Origin of the sequence: uncultured Maribacter sp. (genome assembly GCF_963975365.1) — a bacterium.
GTDB lineage: Bacteria > Bacteroidota > Bacteroidia > Flavobacteriales > Flavobacteriaceae > Maribacter.
Genome location: NZ_CAXBGF010000010.1, coordinates 41130 through 62697, shown reverse-complemented (window position 1 = coordinate 62697; position 21568 = coordinate 41130). Strand labels below are relative to the sequence as shown.

The 21568-nt window shown below is 34.5% G+C and carries 19 protein-coding genes; 15 read left to right on the top strand and 4 right to left on the bottom strand.

Annotation, left to right across the window (positions count from 1 at the left end; genetic code table 11):
- Nucleotides 1-48: 48 nt before the first annotated feature.
- Nucleotides 49-606, top strand: a complete 558-nt coding sequence (locus AACZ49_RS12225; RefSeq protein ID WP_339655214.1) for a nitroreductase — start codon at nt 49-51, stop codon at nt 604-606.
- Nucleotides 607-608: 2 nt separating this feature from the next.
- Here the strand turns inward: AACZ49_RS12225 and AACZ49_RS12220 are convergent, their stop codons facing one another.
- Nucleotides 609-1124, bottom strand: coding sequence for a DUF456 domain-containing protein (locus AACZ49_RS12220; RefSeq protein WP_339655212.1), 516 nt, complete (start codon nt 1122-1124; stop codon nt 609-611).
- A gap of 144 nt (nt 1125-1268) precedes the next feature.
- On the opposite strand from AACZ49_RS12220, the gene AACZ49_RS12215 reads away from it, so the two are divergent.
- The 14 genes from AACZ49_RS12215 to AACZ49_RS12150 all read left to right on the top strand — a co-directional run bounded on the left by AACZ49_RS12215 (nt 1269) and on the right by AACZ49_RS12150 (nt 12563).
- Nucleotides 1269-1631 carry a BlaI/MecI/CopY family transcriptional regulator gene (locus AACZ49_RS12215; RefSeq protein WP_339655209.1) on the top strand — a complete coding sequence of 121 codons (363 nt, stop codon included), beginning with the start codon at nt 1269-1271 and terminating at the stop codon, nt 1629-1631.
- Complete coding sequence (locus tag AACZ49_RS12210) at nt 1628-3583, top strand: M56 family metallopeptidase (protein ID WP_339655207.1); 1956 nt, start codon at nt 1628-1630, stop codon at nt 3581-3583. The genes AACZ49_RS12215 and AACZ49_RS12210 overlap by 4 nt, the downstream gene beginning before the upstream one ends.
- Nucleotides 3584-3780: 197 nt before the next feature.
- Nucleotides 3781-4257, top strand: a complete 477-nt coding sequence (locus tag AACZ49_RS12205; protein WP_339655205.1) for a hypothetical protein — start codon at nt 3781-3783, stop codon at nt 4255-4257.
- A 5-nt stretch (nt 4258-4262) separates the two neighbouring features.
- A complete protein-coding gene (gene ruvC / locus AACZ49_RS12200; RefSeq protein WP_339655201.1) occupies nt 4263-4817 on the top strand; it encodes a crossover junction endodeoxyribonuclease RuvC in 555 nt (184 codons plus the stop codon).
- 54 nt (nt 4818-4871) lie between these two features.
- Nucleotides 4872-5237 carry a four helix bundle protein gene (locus AACZ49_RS12195; RefSeq protein ID WP_339655198.1) on the top strand — a complete coding sequence of 122 codons (366 nt, stop codon included), beginning with the start codon at nt 4872-4874 and terminating at the stop codon, nt 5235-5237.
- A gap of 44 nt (nt 5238-5281) precedes the next feature.
- Nucleotides 5282-6415, top strand: a complete 1134-nt coding sequence (gene hemW, locus AACZ49_RS12190) for a radical SAM family heme chaperone HemW (protein ID WP_339655195.1) — start codon at nt 5282-5284, stop codon at nt 6413-6415.
- 129 nt (nt 6416-6544) lie between these two features.
- Nucleotides 6545-7291, top strand: coding sequence for a cyclase family protein (locus AACZ49_RS12185; protein WP_339655193.1), 747 nt, complete (start codon nt 6545-6547; stop codon nt 7289-7291).
- 2 nt (nt 7292-7293) lie between these two features.
- Entirely contained in the window at nt 7294-7653 is a 360-nt protein-coding gene (locus AACZ49_RS12180) for a DUF4260 domain-containing protein (RefSeq protein WP_339655190.1), read from the top strand.
- Complete coding sequence (locus tag AACZ49_RS12175; RefSeq protein ID WP_339655188.1) at nt 7646-8272, top strand: DUF4230 domain-containing protein; 627 nt, start codon at nt 7646-7648, stop codon at nt 8270-8272. The genes AACZ49_RS12180 and AACZ49_RS12175 overlap by 8 nt, the downstream gene beginning before the upstream one ends.
- A gap of 17 nt (nt 8273-8289) precedes the next feature.
- On the top strand, nt 8290-8685 hold the full coding sequence (locus tag AACZ49_RS12170) for a Dabb family protein (RefSeq protein WP_339655186.1): 396 nt from the start codon (nt 8290-8292) through the stop codon (nt 8683-8685).
- A gap of 6 nt (nt 8686-8691) precedes the next feature.
- Nucleotides 8692-9246, top strand: coding sequence for a GNAT family N-acetyltransferase (locus tag AACZ49_RS12165; protein WP_339655183.1), 555 nt, complete (start codon nt 8692-8694; stop codon nt 9244-9246).
- Between the two features lie 41 nt (nt 9247-9287).
- Nucleotides 9288-9641 (top strand): MmcQ/YjbR family DNA-binding protein, encoded by a 354-nt coding sequence (locus tag AACZ49_RS12160; protein WP_339655180.1) that lies wholly within the window; start codon nt 9288-9290, stop codon nt 9639-9641.
- A 61-nt stretch (nt 9642-9702) separates the two neighbouring features.
- Nucleotides 9703-11475, top strand: a complete 1773-nt coding sequence (locus tag AACZ49_RS12155) for a DNA mismatch repair protein MutS (protein WP_339655177.1) — start codon at nt 9703-9705, stop codon at nt 11473-11475.
- A gap of 86 nt (nt 11476-11561) precedes the next feature.
- Complete coding sequence (locus AACZ49_RS12150; RefSeq protein WP_339655174.1) at nt 11562-12563, top strand: metal-dependent hydrolase; 1002 nt, start codon at nt 11562-11564, stop codon at nt 12561-12563.
- 4 nt (nt 12564-12567) lie between these two features.
- Here the strand turns inward: AACZ49_RS12150 and AACZ49_RS12145 are convergent, their stop codons facing one another.
- The 3 genes from AACZ49_RS12145 to AACZ49_RS12135 form a co-directional block, all read right to left on the bottom strand.
- Nucleotides 12568-14844: a BamA/TamA family outer membrane protein gene (locus tag AACZ49_RS12145; RefSeq protein ID WP_339655172.1), complete on the bottom strand. Its 2277-nt coding sequence runs from the start codon at nt 14842-14844 to the stop codon at nt 12568-12570.
- Between the two features lie 62 nt (nt 14845-14906).
- Nucleotides 14907-19892, bottom strand: a complete 4986-nt coding sequence (locus tag AACZ49_RS12140; protein ID WP_339655169.1) for a translocation/assembly module TamB domain-containing protein — start codon at nt 19890-19892, stop codon at nt 14907-14909.
- A 539-nt stretch (nt 19893-20431) separates the two neighbouring features.
- On the bottom strand, nt 20432-21535 hold the full coding sequence (locus tag AACZ49_RS12135; RefSeq protein ID WP_339655166.1) for a DUF4407 domain-containing protein: 1104 nt from the start codon (nt 21533-21535) through the stop codon (nt 20432-20434).
- Nucleotides 21536-21568 lie beyond the last annotated feature (33 nt).

Genomic DNA, 21568 nt, shown 5'->3' with positions numbered 1-21568 from the left:
CAAAAAATTAATGTATTAAGTCTTAATTTTGAATGATAAAATGACACTATGATATTTGAAATTATAAAGAAGAGAAGGTCAGTATTTCCAGTGCAATATAATTACACACCTATTGCCAAAGCTGATATAGAAAAGGTACTTGAAGCTGGTAATTGGGCCCCTAACCATAAGGGTACAGAGCCATGGCGGTTTAAAGTAATACAAGGGGAAGCTAAAAGTCGATTAGGATCATTTTTGTCTAAGAAATATGAGGAATTAGACCCTAGGCCAAAAGCGATGAAAATTAAAAAGTTAAAAGAGAATCCACAAAGATCAAATGTGGTTATTGCCATTTGCATGCAGAGAGACCCAAAAGAATCCTTGCCAGAATGGGAAGAAGTTGCTGCGGTTTCTATGGCCGTACAGAACATGTGGTTGTTATGCACAGAAATGGGTATCGGTAGCTATTGGTCTTCCCCCGGACTCATAAAATACATGGATGAATTCTTTTCACTTACAGAAGGTGAAAAATGTTTAGGATTTTTCTACATGGGTAATTTTGATGGAGAATTGACCGAAGGAAAGCGAAATCCTATAGCCTTAAAAACAGATTGGATTAACGAATAAGGTTAATCAAAGAAAGGGAATAAGGCCGTTTTGTGTTCCCAGGCTTTAGAAATGAACATCCCTAGGTATACAATGGCAACCAAAAATTTCATAAAAGTACCGGTCAAAAAGCCTAAAAATGAACCAAAAGCCGCTTTCGTAGCGGTTTTTTTGTCCGCTTTATTTAATAATTCACCTACCAAAGCACCAATAAAAGGCCAAATGATAATTCCGAATGGTCCGAATACCGGAAAAATAAGTGCGACCACCAACCCAACAGTAGTGCCAATTACACCAGCTTTGGTGCCACCAAATTTTTTAGTTCCAATGGCTGGTATTACATAGTCTAAGGCAAAAACTAATAAAGCAATTGCTAAAGTGATTCCTAGAAACGTCCAAGTCATATTTATTACGCTTGTAAAATGAAGTAGAAGTAACCCTACCCAACTAATTGGCGGCCCAGGTAAAATGGGTAAAAAGCTACCTAATATGCCAACTAGCATTAGTATAAAGCCAAGTATCAATAAGAAAATATCCATTGTTTCAAGTAAGTGTTTCGTATTAGACTAAGATAGGTCTCTAAAGTTACAAGAGAATAACCGAATATTATTATTTATAACTAAAAAATTAGTTTAAACTAAATATTTAGTTATATTTGAATATCAAACTAAAAGATTAGTTGAATGAAACAGTTAACAAAAGCCGAAGAAGAGATTATGCAAGTGGTATGGCAATTGCAAAAATGTAATGTTGCAGCGATTATAGAAAAATTACCTGAACCTAAACCTGCTTACAATACAGTTTCTACCATAGTTCGTATTCTTGAAAGCAAAGGTTTTGTAGATCATGAGCAAGAGGGGAAAGGCTATTTGTATTTTCCGTTGGTGCAAAAAGCCGATTATAGCAATCAGTCTATTAATAAACTGGTAGATGGTTATTTTCAGGGTTCTTTTAAAAGCATGGTGTCTTTTTTTATGAAGAAAAATGATATGAGTTTGTCAGAGCTTGAATCGGTATTGAATGAAATTAAAAAGGAAAAGCCATGATACAATATATATTGGAGTGCATAGCCTTTCAATTACTATTCTTGGTCATTTATGACTTTTTTCTAAAGCGAGAAACTTTTTTTCAATGGAATAGAGCGTATTTACTAGGTACATTTTTACTATCCATAATTTTGCCATGGGTGAAAATTGAAGCATTTAAGCAACAAGTACCGCAGACTTTTTCTGGATATCCTGATTTTTTATGGAATTTAAATGCTGCACAAGTGGCAGTAACTGTCGAGGATACATCGGGTTGGCAATTAACTTGGCAAGAAGGTGTTTTTTATTCAGGAATGGTATTAGCGTTTTTGTTTTTTCTATTAAAACTAAGGCAAGTATATCTATTGAAAAAGCGCGGTAAGCAGGTTCAATTTCCAAATTTCACGCAAGTAATCATCACTAATAGCAGCATCGCCTTTTCATTTTTTAAATCCATTTTCATTGGTGACAAGGTGCTAAAAATGAAACATGATACCATTATCGAGCATGAGTTGGTACATATAAAACAAGGACATACTTGGGATCTATTATTCTTTGAATTGATGCGAATTATCGCTTGGTTCAATCCCTTGGTATATGTGTATCAAAATCGAGTTTCAGAATTGCACGAATTTATTGCAGATGCTCATGTAGCCAAAGAAGACAAATCAGAACAATATCAGCAGTTATTATCGCAAGTTTTTCAAACCGAACATATTTCATTCATCAATCAATTTTTTACAAAATCATTAATCAAAAAACGAATCGTCATGTTACAAAAATCAAAATCAAAAAGAGTCTGGCAGTTAAAGTATTTGCTATTAGTACCCTTGGTAATGGGGATGTTGTTTTACACTTCTTGTGAATTGGATAAGACGGAAACCAATAATGTTTCTACCCAAAATCTTTCTAGTGATGATCAGATGTTAATTGAGGAATTAGAGACTGAAATTCTAGAGGTGGAGAGATTGCATGGCGATGAGTGGTTCACGTCAATATTGAAGAAATATAATGATTCTAATTCTTCGAGCCACGTTCAAACAAAGAAGGAATATTTTGCAACAACCTTGAGTATGATATTTTATCTTAAAGGTGAAATGGAAAAATTTCCAAATAAACTTGAGGTCGATGCCAGCACAATTACGTATCCTTCTACCGCAGGTTATGAGGATTACCTTCCAGGCGCTAGAGCGTTAGCAGTATTAGATAACAACTTGAAATATTCAGTTAGTAAAAAGGAAATGTCAATTCGCTTAATTGTAAAAGAAGATAAAAATCTTGGTCCTGGAGATTGGATTAAAGTAGCTGATATTAAAAATTTAAGTGGTGACGAAACCCGAAAAGTAAACGCTGCCTTAGATAATATAAAAGGTACACCTAGAAATGTTGTTATTAAAGATGATGATTATTCGTTTTTGATACGAAATGAATTTAGAAAGGTACCTAAAACATTATATAATGAATTAGTCAGAGAAAGAAATCGCCTATTACAATCTGCGAATGAGAATAACCCTATAATTGTCAATTTGGATAATCAATTAAAGAAACTAAAAGCACGTATAGATTACGGAGATAAAAAAAACGCAACCACAGTTAAATTTGAAGTAAAAAAATATAGCGATGATACTGAAGTTCCTTTTGCCGTTGTGGATGAAGCCCCCATTTTTCCAGGCTGTGAAGATGCTTTAGACAAACGTGCTTGTTTTAATAAAAAGTTGCAACTACATATTGGTAAAAACTTTAGTTATCCAATCGCAGCACAAGAAGCGGGTATTCAAGGCAGGGTGAGTACTATGTTTACATTTACTTCTGGGGGTACTATAGAAAACATAAGAATGCGTGGACCAGATAAATCATTGGAAGATGAGGTAGAACGTATCATTAAGAGATTGCCTAAAATGACCCCAGGAAAACATAAAGGGAAGTCAGTAAATGTACCTTTCTCTATCCCCGTAAATTTTAAATTGCAATAATTTAAATAAAGGTCTTTACCAATACAGTGAGGTAATCTGTTTATTTGAAACACGTAACAAACAGGTTGCTTTGTCGCTAAAAAACTTCTTGTAAAGACGTATATCTGGTGTTTTGATGTTTGTTTTTACTTTTTACGACGGGTTATCATATTATGTCTCCTCAAAAAAATCGTAATTTCACGCATAGAACAGGTGTGATGAAACGAGTTGTATACTTTCTTCTTTTTATAGGTATAAGTTCTTGTTCGTTCTTTGAATCAAAACAAAAACGAACTCAAGAGCTTATAAACGAAGAATTACGTCATATAGATTGGAATAGTGTTGACTCCTACCCCTATTTTTATACTTGTGATGAAACTGCTACCAAAGCTCAACAGAAGATATGCTTTGAGGAAACTTTAATTTCTCATTTTCAAGAAACCTTAAATGATTTTGAATTTACACTTGCCGATAAAGAAAGTGAGACTGTTGACGTCATCTTTGTAATTGATACCTTAGGTAGGATCAATGTGGCAGACATAAAGAAGAATGCGCTAGTATTAAATCAAATGCCAGAATTCGACGGTGTCATTACCCAAAGCTTAAAGAATCTTCCTAAACTTGCACCCGCTTTAAAAAGGGGGATTCCGGTGAATACCAAATACCGAATACCTGTTCAATTAAATACAAATTAAGCACTTTGGTGAACGAGAAAATTATATTGGGTATTGACCCTGGTACAACTATTATGGGTTTCGGACTCATTAAAGTAGTGGGTAAAAAAATGGAGTTTATTCAAATGAACGAACTGCTACTTCAAAAATATAATGACCCATACACAAAATTAAAGCTCATTTTTGAGCGTACGATTGAGTTAATTGACACCTATCACCCCGACGAAATTGCCATTGAGGCTCCTTTCTTTGGTAAAAATGTTCAATCAATGCTTAAACTAGGTAGGGCTCAAGGTGTAGCTATGGCTGCGGGACTTTCACGACAAATACCGATTACCGAATACCTTCCTAAAAAGATTAAAATGGCAATAACCGGTAACGGAAACGCCAGTAAAGAACAGGTGGCAAAAATGCTACAAAGTGTATTAGGATTAAAAACATTGCCAAAAAATCTAGATAGCACTGACGGACTAGCGGCTGCGGTCTGTCATTTTTATAATGAGGGTAGAGTTGAGGTTGGTAAAAGTTATACTGGCTGGGACGCTTTTGTGAAACAGAACGAGAAACGGGTGAAAAAGTAGTTTTCAGTAATCAGTTTCAGTAGGCAGTAAAAGTGAACAGAAAAATAATAATAAATGCAGTTTCAAGATTTATTAGCTTATAAAAAGGCTTTTGCACTGGCAATGAGAATATTTCAAGTTTCAAAATCTTTTCCTAAAGAAGAAAAGTATTCCTTGACTGATCAGATAAGGCGTTCGTCTCGAAGTACCAGTGCTAATATTGCAGAAGCATATCGAAAAAGAAGATTTCCTAAACATTTTATAAGTAAGTTGACCGATAGTGATGCAGAGAATTCTGAAACTCAGACTTGGCTTGAATTTGCATTAAAGTGTGAGTATATTGACCAAGGTACTTTTGATGAGTTTAAAAGCGATAGTGAAGAAGTAGGTAAACTTTTAAATTATATGATTAATAACCCAACAAAATTTGGTTCAGAGTAATTTACTGCCAACTGAAACTGAAACTGCAAACCGAAAACTGAATCATGAGCGGAATATACATCCACATTCCTTTTTGTAAACAAGCTTGTCACTATTGTGACTTTCATTTTTCAACCTCGATGGGGAAGAAGGAGGCAATGGTGAATGCCTTATGTAAGGAACTGGAATTGCGTAAAGATGAGTTTAAAGATGAAACAGTGGCTACAATTTATTTTGGTGGTGGTACTCCTTCTGTTTTGCAATCGGATGAAATAGAGCAAATACTGATTTCGGTTCGCACGAATTATAAGGTTATTGATAATCCTGAAATCACCTTAGAGGCGAATCCTGATGATTTATCCGAAGAGAAAATAGTGCAATTGGCAGCGAGTTCTATAAACCGATTAAGTATCGGTATTCAATCATTTTTTGAAGAGGATTTAAAGCTGATGAATAGGGCGCATAATGCTGTAGAGGCTGAAAAAAGTTTGCAGTTGGCAAGGCAACATTTCGATAATATTTCTATTGATTTAATTTACGGTATGCCCAACATGAGTTTAGCGCGTTGGAAAGAAAATATTGATAAAGCGCTCGGTTACGGAATTCCGCATATATCTAGTTATGCATTAACTGTTGAACCTAAAACGGCCCTTGCTAAATTTGTAGAAAAAGGATTGGTTTCACCTGCCAGCGATGAGGAGGCACAAGAACATTTTAATCTTTTGAACGAAACCCTTTTAGATGCGGGATTTGATTGCTATGAAATCTCCAACTTTGGAAAACAGGGTTACTACTCAAAAAATAATTCCGCCTATTGGCAGCAGAAAAAATATATAGGAATTGGCCCTTCCGCACATTCATTTGACGGTGTTCGTAGAGGGTGGAATATAAATAGCAATCCGAAGTATATTAAATCGATTGAGAAAGATATCGTTCCTATGGAAGTTGAGGTTCTTTCCACGACAGACAAATACAACGAATATATAATGACAGGCCTTAGAACTATTTGGGGAGTATCCTTAAATAGAATCGAAACCGAATTTGGTCCAAAGTTTAAAGAATATGCTTTGTTGCAGGCCGATAAATTTATTGAAGAACATCTTTTGTTTATAGATGGTGAAATACTTAAAACAACTAAAAAGGGCATGTTTTTGGCAGATGGCATTGCGGCAGATTTGTTTATGGTGAATCTGAAATAACCTTGGAAAGAGGAAACCTTCTCGATTTGAATTACTATACTACGAACCGTTTAAAAAATCGTAATTTTCTTAATTCTAAATACAAGGTTATATAAACCACTTATCAGCATACCTTTTGGCAGTAGTAAAATGAAGACCACCATCACCTATAAAACAAAGGAATACCACATTGACCTTTCGAAACCTATAGATATTTCGATACCAATAAGGGGCGATAAAGAAAATGTAAATGCTTGGTATATCGATGCGCCTAAAATTCAACCACATACCTCTGGTGATTTTATAGGTAGTATTTCGGCAGGTTCAAGTACTAATTTTTATGATATATGGTTTAATCCACATTCTCATGGTACACATACAGAATGTGTAGGGCATATATCTGTAGCACATCAATCTGTAAATCAGAATTTACATCAGTTTTTCTTTTTGGCTGAGGTAATAACAATTGTTCCAATAGAAGAGAATGGTGATTTTGTCATAACCAAGAATCAGCTAAAAAAACTGTTAGAAAATAAAACACCTAAGGCTTTAGTTATCCGTACGATGCCGAATTCTGAGACCAAATTACACAGACAATATTCAAATACGAATCCGCCATATATTTTAGAGGAAACAATGGAGTATATTAGAGAATTTGGTGTCGAGCATTTGTTAATTGATTTACCATCGGTGGATAAAGAAAAGGATGATGGGAAGTTATTGGCTCACAAAGCATTTTGGAATATTGATGGAGAGGTACGATTAGGCACAACAATAACGGAATTCATCTATGTAAAGGATGCTATCGCTGATGGAAGCTATTTTTTAAATCTGCAAGTAGCCCCATTTGAAAACGATGCTAGCCCTAGCAGACCAGTACTTTATAAAATAGAATAATCATGAAAAATATTTTAAAATTAGAAGAAATTGCCTTAATGGGTCTGGGTATATTCATGTTTGGTATTTTGGGATATCAATGGTGGTGGTTGCCCTTGTTGATATTAACTCCCGATATTTCAATGTTGGGCTATTTAGCGGGACCCAAGATTGGTGCGTTGTGTTATAATATAGTTCATCATAGGGCTGTAGCGATACTACTATATTTCTCAGGCGCCTATTTTATGTTGCCTATAGTTGAATTAACAGGAACAATTCTTTTTATACATATAGCCATGGACCGTATCTTTGGCTATGGACTTAAATATGATAAAGGGTTTAAGTTTACTCATTTAGGCGAAATAGGAAAGAAAAATGGATAATGTTTTTGATACGTTTCTTGGATTACTCTTAGGTGCTATTGGCACGTATTGGGTCTTTACTTTTTTTAGGGGAAAGAAAACCAAAGAAATTACGACGCACCAGTCTACCGTGCTTTTAGAGAAAATGAAGAGTGTATGCAAGCTAATTTCTGTTGAAGGGGAATTTGCTGAAATCTATAAGTACGAGAATGTAAAGGATTTTATGAGCTTGGTAAGCAGTAAGAAAAAAGCCTTGGTCGTTATAAAGGCTAAAGCTCACATTGGCTATGACCTTAGCAAGTTGATGATGCATGCCGATGAGGAGAGAAAACTGATAATTCTTGATAATTTTCCCCAGCCAGAAGTGTTGAGCATAGAACCAGAATTAGAATTTTATGATATAAAAAGCGGATTTTTTAATTTTTTTGTACCAGAAGATTTAACCAAATTAAATGCAGAGGCGAAAAAACATATCCGTGAAAAAATACCTGAAAGCGGTTTAATGGATACCGCTCGAAAAGAAGCATTGGAAACCGTATTGATAATGGAGAAAATTGTGGAAACCATAGGGTGGAAATTAGATTATTCTACACTAAAAATACCACAACAACAAATAGAAAAATTAGATAACCAACGTTAAACAACTAAAATTTAAAAATGAAAAACATAATTTGTATTCTTGCAATAACATTAATGGCTAGTAGCATTTTTGCTCAAAATGACAAAGAAATGAAAGAATTCGATTCCAATTTTTCCCATACCGTATTTTTCTGGTTGAAAAATCCTGATAATGCAACAGATCGTGCAGCTTTTGAAACCTCTTTAAAGAAGTTTTTAGATAACTCGGGTTATGCCAAAACAAAGTTTATAGGGACACCACCAAGAGCAAGTAGAGATGTTGTTGATGGTTCATTTACCTATTCCTTGATACTTACTTTTGATTCGGCTGAATCTCAACAAGCATATCAAGATGAAGCACCTCACAAGTTATTTATTGCGGAATCTGAAAAATTGTGGACTAAAGTAATCGTTTACGATTCTACAAGTATCTAAAAATTTATGTTCATTTTTCGAGAGGCTGAACCCAAAGATGCCGACCGTATAGCAAATTTGCATGCTCAGAGTTGGCAACAGAATTACCGAGGTTCATTTAGTGATGAATTTTTAGATAATGAGGTTTTAGATAATCGGTTAGCCGTTTGGCGTGAACGTTTCAGTAATCCAAAAGAGCATCAGCATATTGTTATTGCTGAGGAAAATGGGCTATTGTTGGGGTTTATTTGTTCCTATTTTAAGGAGAATCTTATTTATGGCACCTATTTAGATAATCTTCATGTAAGTGATACTGCCAAAGGAAAAGGAATTGGCACAAAATTGATGGGTAACCTTGCCCAAGAAATTATTGGTAGAAACTATAAGAATGGTTTTTACTTGTGGGTTTTGAATACCAATTATGCAGCGATTTCTTTTTATGACCGTATAGGAGGTGAATCTTTAGAGACTGTAGAGGCCAATGATATTGGAGATACCGTTTTTCAAAAGACACGATATGTTTGGAAAGATATGAATGCATTCTTAAAGCTGGTTAAAACTAAAAGTCGTATTGAAAGGTAAATAATCAGCAGATTTTGCTTTTAACTATCAACCAATTAACAATGAATATTGAAGAATTTAGGGACTACTGTCTAGCTAAAAAAGGGGTAACTGAAACGTTTCCTTTTGATGAGGTTACATTGGTCTTTAAAGTCATGGGTAAAATGTTCGCACTTTGTGGGTTAGATCATGTACCCTTGCGTATCAATTTAAAATGTGATCCTGAATGGGCTATTGATCTTCGTGAAGAACAGGATGGCATCATCGAAGGTTGGCACATGAGTAAAAAACATTGGAATACGGTATATCTCGACCAGCTTTCCCCAAAATTACTTACCGAATTAATTGACCATTCTTATGACCTTGTGGTTTCTAAATTCACCAAGAAATTAAAGGCAGAACTTGATGCTTTGTGAAAATTAAGGTGAAACCGTTTTCTAAGGTTATCTTTACAATTCCTAAAATAGTTTAATTTTCATGAAGAATTTAGAGGAATTTTATACCCAGAAAGTTAAAGGGTTTGATAAAGATATTGAGGAATTAAACCAGAAGTTATTTTCATTTAGTGTACTACGCTTAATCATATTTTTAGGAACTGTAGTCGCGGTTTATTTTGCATCGGTCAATGCGAAATATGTAATCGGTGTTTTATGTGTTGGCATTCCTTTATTTCTATTTCTGGTAAGTAAATACGCAAACCTTAAGCAAGAAAAAGCAAAGATTCAAGAATTGATAAATCTTAATTCTCTAGAGTTGTTGGTACTTAAAAGGGATTATTCAAAACTTTCAACCGGGAAGGAATTTGCTGATGACACGCATTTTTTTAGTCAAGATATAGACCTTTTTGGGGAAGGTTCTTTTTATCAAATCTCTAATCGGTCCAAAATATATGAGGGCAGCCGGTTATTGGCCAATATCTATAAAGAAAATTCGATTTCAGATATAAAATTAAAACAAGATGCAATCTCAGAAATGGGTAAGAAAGTCGATTGGCGTCAAGAATTTTCGGCAATGGCTGCATTAACCAAAACAGAAACGTCTACCCTAACTATTGCTAAATGGTTGAAAAATTACCAATTTTTTGTACCTAAAACCATGAGCTATATTCCAATGGTTTTCTCGGTATTTTCAATTGGTATTTTCATTACCTATTTCTTAGATCAAATACCTGAATCGTTTTTAATTACTTGGTTAGTTTTAGGTATGCTAATAGTAGGGGTATTTACTAAAAAAATAACTAGTTTAGGGCAAAGTGCAACCAAAATGAAATCTACTTTTGACCAATACAATCAATTATTGGAAATGATTGAGGTAACTGATTTTTCTTCTGTGTTATTAAAGAAACACCAAGCTAATATCTTAAGTAAGGGAGAAAAAAATTCAAAAGTTCTTAAAAAATTTGCAGCACTTCTTAGTAATCTTGATCGCAACAATAACTTGTTGTACCTCGTTTTCGCTAATGGTTTCTTTCTACGTTCCATAACTGATTGTTTAGCTATTGAAAAATGGATTGGCAATCATGGTGACGCTGTTGAAACTTGGTTTGAAACCATTGCTTTTTTTGATGCATATAGTAGCTTAGGAAATTTCGCATTTAATCATCCTACTTTTACGTATCCTGAGATTACCAATGATGATATGGTTTTAAAATCGAAAAATGCAGGACACCCACTATTAGACCCTTCAAAAAGTATTCTTAATGATATAACTATTAAAGAAGGTCAGTTCTTCATCATTACTGGTGCTAATATGGCTGGCAAGAGCACTTTTTTAAGAACCGTTTCTTTACAGATTATGATGGCAAATGTAGGGTTGCCGGTATGTGCTGAAACCGTTAGTTATTCCCCAATAAAATTGATTACAAGTATGCGTACAACCGATTCATTGACTGATGATGAATCGTATTTCTTTTCAGAATTAAAGCGATTGCGTTATATCGTCGATGAAATACAGATCGACCGCTATTTTATTGTCTTGGATGAGATTTTAAAAGGCACAAATAGTACCGACAAGGCTTTGGGTTCTAGAAAATTCGTAGAACGATTGGTTAAAAGTAAATCTACCGGTATTATTGCAACGCATGATTTAAGTTTATGTGAAGTGGCCAATGAGTATTTGGCAGTTAAGAATCATTATTTCGATGCAGAAATCATTGATGACGAACTGCATTTCGATTATACGTTTAAAGATGGTATATGCCAAAATATGAATGCTTCATTTCTTTTAAAGAAAATGGGAATTATTGAATAAAGCTAGATTTTAAATGTTATTTATTTAATCTTTAAATGTGGTTTTTAGATGCATCAAAAATTTCATAAAACAATTATAGATTTGTAATGGATTCGTTAACGCAAATAGTACTTGGGGCAGCAGTTGGCGAAGCTGTACTGGGTAGAAAGGTTGGGAATAAGGCAATGCTTTTTGGCGCCATTGCTGGCACCATTCCAGATTTGGATGTGCTTACACGATATATTATGGATACCGTAACTGCAACAGAATGGCATAGAGGATTCAGTCATTCAATTTTCTTTTCGATACTATTTGCACCAGTTTTTGGTTGGCTAGTTTGGAAGTTGAATAGCAAAGAAGACGCTTCTTGGAAAGATTGGTCTTGGCTCATGTTTTGGGGGCTTTTCACTCATCCTGTTTTAGATGCATTTACAACTTGGGGAACACAACTTTTTTGGCCTTTCAAAACTAGGTTGGCTTTTCAAAGTGTTTTTGTTATTGACCCTTTATACACGGTGCCTTTTATCATTTTATTGATTTTGGCATTTTTTCAAAAAAGAACATCCTTAAAACGGGCAAGATTTATTAAACTTGGGCTACTCATAAGTAGCTCATACTTATTATTGACAGTAGTTCTAAAAGGAATCGCTTTCGGAAAATTTGAAAAGGCACTTGAAGTTCAGGGTATAGCTTATAATCAAATGAACACAAGGCCTGCGCCCTTAAATACAATTCTTTGGATGGCCAATATTGAAACTGAGGAAGCTTATTTAATGGGTGATTATTCTTTTTTTGACTCCAAATCCATTGCATTTAAATCATACCCAAAAAACCATGAACTTTTGGGAAGTTTAAAATCACATGATAAAATTAAAAGACTCATACAAATAACCGAAGGTTGGTATACCATTTCAGAAAAAAATGGTCAGCTCTATTTTAATGACCTAAGATTCGGATTAATTAGTATGGATAAAACAGATACTCAATTTGCATTCAGTTATAAGCTTGTACCCAATGGAGAAGATTTAATCGTTGAAGATATGCCAAAATTTAAACAGGATGCTAAACGTCTTATGGCATCTTTATGGCTGCGTATTTGGGGAAATTGAAATGTTAAAAAGGATATCCTATGGCAAAATTCAATGTCATTTTATTATCAATGTTTCCAAAGAAAGGTACATTCCATCTGTTATTTTCAGGCAAGTAAGCTACTCGTAGCGGTGAAGCTAAATCTAACCGAATAACAAAATTCTGAATATCTAGTCGAAGGCCAAAACCTACCCCGACCGCAACTTCTTTCAGCCAATCTTTTTCAAACTTGCCATCTGTAAAAAGGTTTTGTGAAAAGCTGCTCGTTAGTTGGTCATCTTCAATATCTGAATAATTACCGGTGAGCCAAACGTTACCAGCGTCAATAAAAAAGGCGCCTTTTAAATATGAGAATAAGGGAAACCGATATTCAACATTTGCCTCTAATTTTAAATTGCCAGATTGGTCAAAATAATCAGTTGTTGCATTTTCAGTTTGTGCATTAAAATTACCTGGTCCTAAAGAGCGTATGTTAAAAGCTCTTACACTATAAGGGCCGCCAGAGTAAAACTGTTTCACGAAGGGTAAGGTTTGGCTATTGCCATAAGGTAAGCCCCAACCCGCATAAATTCGTGAAACCAAAGTGCGTTCTTTTTGCCATCGCATATAAAAACGAAAATCGGCATCAACCTTGGCATATTGCGCATATTCTGAGCCGAAAATTGTTTTTGAGCTACCACTTAAAAGATTTAGCATGTTGCCTGCCAAATCTAAATTTGTCGCAAAATAAACAGGATATTCTTTATTAATGTTCGAGACTTCGTCGTAGGTGAAATTATATAAAAGACCCGCAATAAAACGTTGTTCAAAACTTAAACTTAAGAAAGGATTGTCATCCAGTATCGTTTGAAATTCGTTGGTTACATTCGTTAGTCGAGAATAATTGATGCTAATGGGGTCTAATTGATGATATACATATTGGTTTTCTTTCCATGTATATCCAAAAGAGCCATTTACCGATTTTAGCGTGAATAATTGGCTACGTTGAAGAAAATCTAGCCCTAAAGAAATTTTAGTTTTAGGTACAGCATATTTAAATCTGCTTGGTGAAAATGGAATGGATCTAGGGATAATAAGATCTGCGCTTATACCACCTGCAATACTGCTTAAACTCGAATTATTTCCGCTGGATAGTTGAGATTCGTAAGAAAAATTAGCTGAAACACTAAAAGTTTCACCTCCGTTAAAAACATTTCTATTGCTATGGGTCAATAGAATTCCGGGGCCTGTAAATCCGTTAGATTTAGTTATAGCTTGTAATTCGGCTCGTATAGAGCGCTTTGTTAATGGCGCTAAATAGATATTCGCCGCCAAAGAACCACCATTACCATCTGTAGCAGTAGTGTCAAGCTCGGTATATTGAATATTTACATACTTGTAACTCCCTAATGCCGATAACCGGTTGCTGGTTTGTTTTGATATGCTGGCATCATACGAATCGCCTTCATTGAATAGCAGATAAGATTTTAGTAATTCTGGTTTGAAATACAATTCATTTTGAACAAAATCAATACTGTCAACTTGGGTGACATTATTTTTAATCAAAGGCAATGTATCTCCTTCAATGGAGTAATTTGGGTAGATCGTGATAGAGTCAATTGTATAGGGGATAGAAGCACGAGCGGGTACAGCTTTCTTAAGCCTTAGAAAAAGGTCAAACTTTTTGTTTTTATAGTGATTGGTATCTGCCTCAAAAATTAATAAGTTTTCTTGGCTATTATAATAACCATGTTGTTTAAGTCCGTTGTTTAATCGAGCTCTTTCCGCTTTTAATAAATCGAGGTCGAAACGGTCTCCTTTAACTAGTGCCGTTTTGGGTAGCATTTTTTCTATTTCCTTATAAATAGGTAATGAATCTGATTCTAGATTGTAATTTTCCAATACATAAGGTTCTAGCAAACTTGCCGAATAATTAACGAAGGCAGATTTACCATCAATGGCGGTTTTGGAATCTGCTTTACTATAGAAGAAACCATTATTGTCTAGTCGATTTAATATTAATTCTTCTACCCGTTCTGTATTTACATTAGAAAAATAAACAGGCTCTTCACCAAATGATTTATTCAAGAATTTATAGAAAAAACCGGGTTTTTCACGTTGCGCCTTGTAATGAAAAAATAGGGCGGGTTTCATCCCTAAAAAAGAAGTGTTTGGGTTCGGTTCTATAAGATTGAATAATTCTGTTTTAACCTCTTTGATGTCTTTTAAATCACTTACTGTTTCTAATTCAAGTTCTGCGCCAGTATATAATTTTTCCCCTTCAGGTATATACTTCTCAATACCACAAGAATGTATAAGCATGAAAGCCAAACTGAATAATGTTTTATATGTAACGTTGTTATTTTTCAATAGTGTAAAATCAATTATTCTATATTCTTCACTTCTTCTTTTGATGATTTTTTTACGGTATTTTCTTTATTCAAAGGATTAAATAATTGACTGAATTTATTGAACTCACGGTCAAAAATGAATGCCAGCCCAGTAACGATCAACTGACCATCGATCACGTTTTGATATTCCTGTCTTCTAAACCCTTTTAGTCTATAAATGCCTTCTTCAGTTAACAAATACTCTAAAGTAACATTACCGATTAAAGGTGTTGCCGTATCGCTCGACGAAGCACTACCCTCTACATCTACAGCGCTACCTGCGGTAACTATCAATCTATCATCAAAAAGCTTTTTACTGGCGTTTATATTGAGCTGGGTTCGGCTTTGTGCCGTACCACTTTGATAATCATCAAAGCTATCTATATCAAAGCCTAGTTTAAAACCGGTTTTGCCTAACAGTTTGTTCGAAATGGTAGTTAGCTCACTAGAAAGAACTTTGTTTACATTATTTCGTGCAATTGATATTGCACCCCCAGAACTACCATCACTACCTGTAGTAGGGTAAAATCGATTGAGGGCCAATAATGAAAATACCTGCTTATTCAATTCAGATTCTTGTTGGTTTAGTTGTTGAATGCGACCATAGACAGCACCACCAAAATTACCACGAGCATTTTCGGGCATATCCAATTCGAAGGAAAGCTCGGGCTTCATAAGCTGTCCATCTATATTTAAATAGACTAAAAAAGGTGCTGATTGTTGGTACGACCTAGATACATTGCTATCTTGACCATAACTAATGGAAGACATTAAAGAGGCGGCCGAAGTTACAATCTCGTAAATAGCGGTCACGTCCATTTTAGCATCATAAGGGTCACCACTCCAAACAATACTACTTCCTTTTTGTAATTTGAATTCGCGACTCACCAAATTATATAAACTGGTTCGGTAAAAACCTGAATTAAGTTCTAACCTGCCCGATAATCTAATGTCTTGGTTTGGATCAATATTTAAGTTAAGAACTGCTTCTCCTGAGGCTTGTAATTTATCTTGTGTCTTTTCATCTAGAACAATGGTAAAGGTTGCTTCATTGGCAATTTCTAGAGTGGTGTTAATATCCATGCCTGCGAAGAATGAATTTGACGCCTCGCCGTTGTTACGTGTCAATAAAGCATCAGGGTTTTCTTTGTTTACGAAAATGACCACACCATCACGCTCTTGTATATCTAATTGGTTTTGTGGAACTAAATACGTTAGGTCGGTAGTATCTTTAACGCTGAGCTTCCCATTAATAATGGGCATTTCTAAATTACCACCAATTTTTAAATTTGCACGTATACTAGCAATGCCATACACGAGTTCATTATCACCTTTTTTAGAATCTAACACTCTAAATTTATCCGTATTAACAGTAAGGTCAAAACCAGGATTCATCAAGTTTTTCGTTATTATTCGACCATCTAAAATTAGTGTACCTTGGTTGATATCATCTATGTTAAAGCTGTCTAACGTTATCTCATCTTGATTTATATTCAATGCTTGATCATTAATCAGTAAAGCAGTTTTGTAAGAAGATAAGCTTAATCCGAAATCATTAAAGTTTAGCCTTCCAGAATATTTCGGTTCTGAAAGTGAGCCTGTTAGAAGTAGGCTTCCGTTAATATATCCTTTGGCATCTGTAAGTTGGTCATTGGCAAATCCCTGTATAATACTGGCTTCCAATTTTTGAATATCAAGCTCCATATTAAGGTCTTCGGAAGTTTTTTTTGCGGTATAATCATCTGTTAAGGTCAAATTGGCAGCACCATCTTTTAAAGCTAAATCAAAATCATATTCAGATAGTGACTTTGAAGAAGCGTCTAGAGTTAATGTACCTAACGGATTAGACATTACCTGAAAATCTTTGATATCGATATTAGCCACTAAACCTTTAGCGCCATACGGATTAAGTATTACAAAGCTACCCTCAACTTTTCCTTTTGCCAATGCTTCGTCAGGATTCAAAAAACTTAGAAAAGTCTGTAATTGAAAATTTTCAAAAAGTATGCCTATATGGTTGGTTTCCATTTTAGGGACTTTGGTTGAAATTTCCAGTTTTTGTGAATTTCTGCTCAGTATAGTATTATTAAAATCGGCGTAAGATTCTGCAATTACTATAGTATTATCAACAGGTATTTTCCATTGTTTATTGTTGAGTGTCAAATTCTCAGGATATACATGCAGCCTCAACGTATCTTTTTTGAATACCAGTGAAGATGATATATGCATTACCTGAACAGTATCGTTTTTAGAGTTAAAATCTAGAACGAGTTGTTTGTTTTTTAGACTTCCTTCTAGATAGGTCTGTTTTAAGTGTATAGGGTCATAAATTAATTCGGCAATACCTGCCGAGAATTTAAGGTCAACGGAATCTCCTTTTACAAAGACATTTAAACTATCTATAGAGCTGCTTGCATATGCTATATGGGGCACTTTTGCTTCGGCTGAGATTCGTTGCGTTCTTGAATTGAAGCTGGCGTCTATATTCAAAGAATCTAAGTCTTTTATTCCATTAAAAAATACTTTAGACAAAACAGGGGTTGGGACTATAGCGAGTGCCAGTTTTGCTTCGATGCTATCTTCTGGTTCAAAGGCTATGGTATCATTTGTGAAGTAGTGTTCAAGTTGTTTTTTAAGGGCATCTATAATACGATTCGGGGATGCATTTGATGAAAGTTCGCCATTTAGAAAGTTACTACGTATAGAAATGTCGGTAATGGTATCTTTAATATGTGATCTTAAGGATACTGTTGAAACTTGATATTGCTCATTATCTGCTATTGCAATACCATCATTAATATCAGCCTTAATAGTAAAGTTTGAAGGTGTTCCCGTATAAGCTCCGTCTATATTGGCTGCAACTTTAATGTTATTCTTTGTAAATCCCAACTTTTGCAAATCTGCTCCAATAATATTCGAACTAAAGGTTATGTCATTACTTTCTGATTCTAAAACAAGAGTAGATATGGCCTTCATGTTTAAATTAGGATCATTGATATTGGCTGTAACTTTTCCGTTACCATCTTTCATATGACCGGAAACATCAATGGTTTTATAGGTATAACCAGCGTATTGAAATTGTGAAATGACTCCTTCAATATCTGCGTTGATAGTACCTAAAGTTGTTCCCGAACCTGAGCCTTTTAGGCTAAGGGATAATTTGCCTAATTGTTTGTTTTGAAGAAGTTTATTTAACGGTAAACTATCGACCGAAACTGCACCATTGAAACGCATTGTTTTACCAAAATTAATCTTGGCATTAATCTGAGCAAATCCTTCAGGAATATTGATGTCCAAATCGGACTTTACCCAAGTTGTTCCTCCAGATAAGCTGCCTGTGGCAACTATAGTTTCTGGAACTGAAATTCCGATTTCTTTTGACGATATTAATTTATAAATATCATTTTTGGTGCTCGAAAAGTTAATATTGTTCAAGTTGTATTGAAGTGAATCAACGTTGGTCAAATTGGTGATTGATCCTTTTACAGCTAATTTAGTGCTAGGTCCCCATTGTAATTTGGTATTAAGATTACCTACTTTCTTTAGGTTTCCTTCAGCTTTAAAAAAACCTGTTATGTTATGTTTTGATAAAGAATTGAAGTATTTATTTTGGGCAAGTTCGGGTGCAAATTTTAGTACATCCCCAACGTCTAAAATTAGATTTGAAATTGAGGCGGATAAGGTACCGTTCTTAGGATTTTTAATTACCTCCTTCAATGATTTAAACTGAACCATCAGTTTTGCATTTGCTGAACTCTGATTCAGATTGAAAGATAAATCTGATAAAGTGGCATTAGTGTCTGTTAAGCCTGCTTTAAAAGTTAATTGGTCTAGTTGGATACCACTTGGCTCAGACAATGAAAACTTTGAAACTAGTAGATTGAACTTTTTTGGATAATATTCAAAATTGCTAGCCAACAAATTTAGTTGTTGAATTTGAAATGCATTCAGGTCAAATAGATTTTCGTTTTGCTGGGTATCGTTTAGAGAATATGTGACTAAATTTCTCTGCACATCTATAGTGTTAACAGCCAAATCGAATTTTGGCCATTCAAAATTTGTTACAGTAGCTTTTTCTTCTTTTAAATTTTGATCGGTTGTTAAACTGAGCTTGATTTGGGAGTCATGAATTATTAGGTGATCTGTTTCATATTGATTTTCGGGAACATTAGCCGAAATGTTAGTCAGATTAATTGTTCCTAATTTTAAATCAGTATTGAGACCCTCTGGTCTACTATTGTAATTGATCAAAAGGTTGTGTAAGCTAAAATCATCAACTTCAATAAAGGGCAAAACTGTACTCGTAGTGTCTGTACTTACAGGAAATGAATGTGACTGCGAATAGCTGAATTGGGAATCATTTAATGTGAACTCGTCGAGTGAGAATTTCATTTTTTCCAAATCAAATTCATTTACATCAATAGATAGTTTTCCTAAAAGTAGTTTTATGTCCGTTCCTAAGTAAACATCATTATAGTTCAAGTTCCAATCAGATAAATTTAGGTCGCCCAATGAAACTTGTATGGGTTCATTTGTTGTAGTGCTACTATCGGTCGGGGTAGTTAATGCATCTATTAAAAAAGTGAAGTTATAGTGGTCTACCTTATTTGTTCTGCTAATGTTTGCTATAACACCATTTGAAATTACCCCATCAATCGATAACTGATTCTTAAATAGAACAGGATAAATAGGAATGTCTGCTTGAATTGACTTGGAATAAAATAGCGTGTCACCTTTTTTGTCTTCTAAATAAATATCTTGGGCTAGTAAATCTCCTGAAAAAGTAAGGTAAAGACTGCCTACTTCAACTTTGGTGTTTGTCTTATGAGATATATAGTTCGTAATTTTTGAAACGATAATATTTTGGGCCCACGAAGTTCTTATGACCAAAACCAACACAAAAAAAAGCAATAACAACCCGAGTATAATCTTCCCGAATAGTTTAAAGTATTTTTTATTTTTTTGATTCTTTGCGGTCATATGGTATACATGTTAAGATTGAATACTAATATTCAATTCTGAGCTTTGATAAACTAAGACCCAAGCTGTGCCATAAACCCTGTAGCAATTATAATAAGTAGCACTTTTATGATAACCAGGTTATAAAACCTTCTCTTCTTTTTCTTGGTTTTTTTAATTGTTTCTATAAGGTCGCAAAGTTAAGACTACTGCATTATAATTTTAACTTAATTCGACTTAAGATTGTCTACATAACTATTAAGTTTTTAACTTAATTTCTCTCTTTTATTATACAGAATAATTTATTCATCGATACTTTCCGTCATTCTAACTACACTAAAGTTGTATTTAACTAAAATACATAAATAAGCACTAATGAAGTAGATACCTTTGGAGTGCAGAAAATGTTGAACGTATAATTATACCAAATTATAATATATGAAATCAATAATTTTAATGTTATTAGTACAGAGCTAATTTTAGAGGCTATAGCTGTATAAAAATTGTTTAGGTGGTTCCCCCAAACCTGTAAAGGACCAATAGAAATATTGGTCTTTTTTTTATTTCAGACCTTTCACCTGAATATCATGAAAGCTATCAGCTTGTAAGCGTAACAATTCTTCTGCTTTTTTCTTTTTGTAACCATACAACTCTTCTTCACCTTTTAAATCTTCATAGATTTTTTGGTTAATATCACCATCTGTAGCAACAATTAGTTTACGCTGTGCTACTTTTTGAGCCACCCAAGAAGATAAGATGGTTTCCTCTTCCTCCAGTTTTATATCGTATTCACCTTTCGGGGCTAATAGTTTAGCGATAATTGGTGATGTTTCAATAGCTAAAAACAGTAAGAATATAAAAAATGATGGAAGCCAAGGCAACTCATCCAAAGCGGTAATTCTTGCCATTAATCCGTCAAAACCATTAATAATAGGTTGAGAATTTTTTACTACTTCAACATATTCAGTATTTAAAGCTGCAATCTGTGTTTCAAGACCAGTGATTTTTTCAGCATTTGCCGCTTTTAATTCGTTTAATTCGGTGAGTGCTGCATCATGTTTTTCACGCTTTTCTGCATATACCGGACCTTTGCCCAAAAGTTTAGTACCTGCAGTGCCTTCAGCTTCGTTGATGTACACATCATACAAGGCATTTGTTTCGGCTTCTTTAGTGGCTATTTCACCTTTTAAAGCAGTAATATCTTGATTTAGTTGCTCAACTTTTGGTGCGTATTGTAACGCCAATTGGTCCTTGTTGGCTAAGGTCATTTCGTTCTTTTGTTCCAATAAAACCTTATTGATTTCCTTTTCAAAGATTTTCATTTCCAAGGGTTTGGAAATTACTATGGCAATAATAACAGCAAGTATAATACGTGGAGTTGCTTGAAAGAATTCTTCACTAATAGTATTCCGTTTTTTTATGGTAGAAACAATAAACCGATCTAGGTTGAAAATAAGTAGGCCCCATATAAGACCAAAGAATACGGCAGTATATACATTGTCGAATACCGTAAAAAGGGCATAACCACTCGCGATAAATGCCATGACCGCGGTGAAAAATACGGTAGCGCCAATACCTGCATATTTATTTTGTTCCCCTTTAGAACAGGTGTTTAAAAGATCGGCATCTGCCCCAGAGCAAAGGATGAAAAATTTCTGTAACATTTTGATTTGTTTTTGATTGATGATGGTACGTAA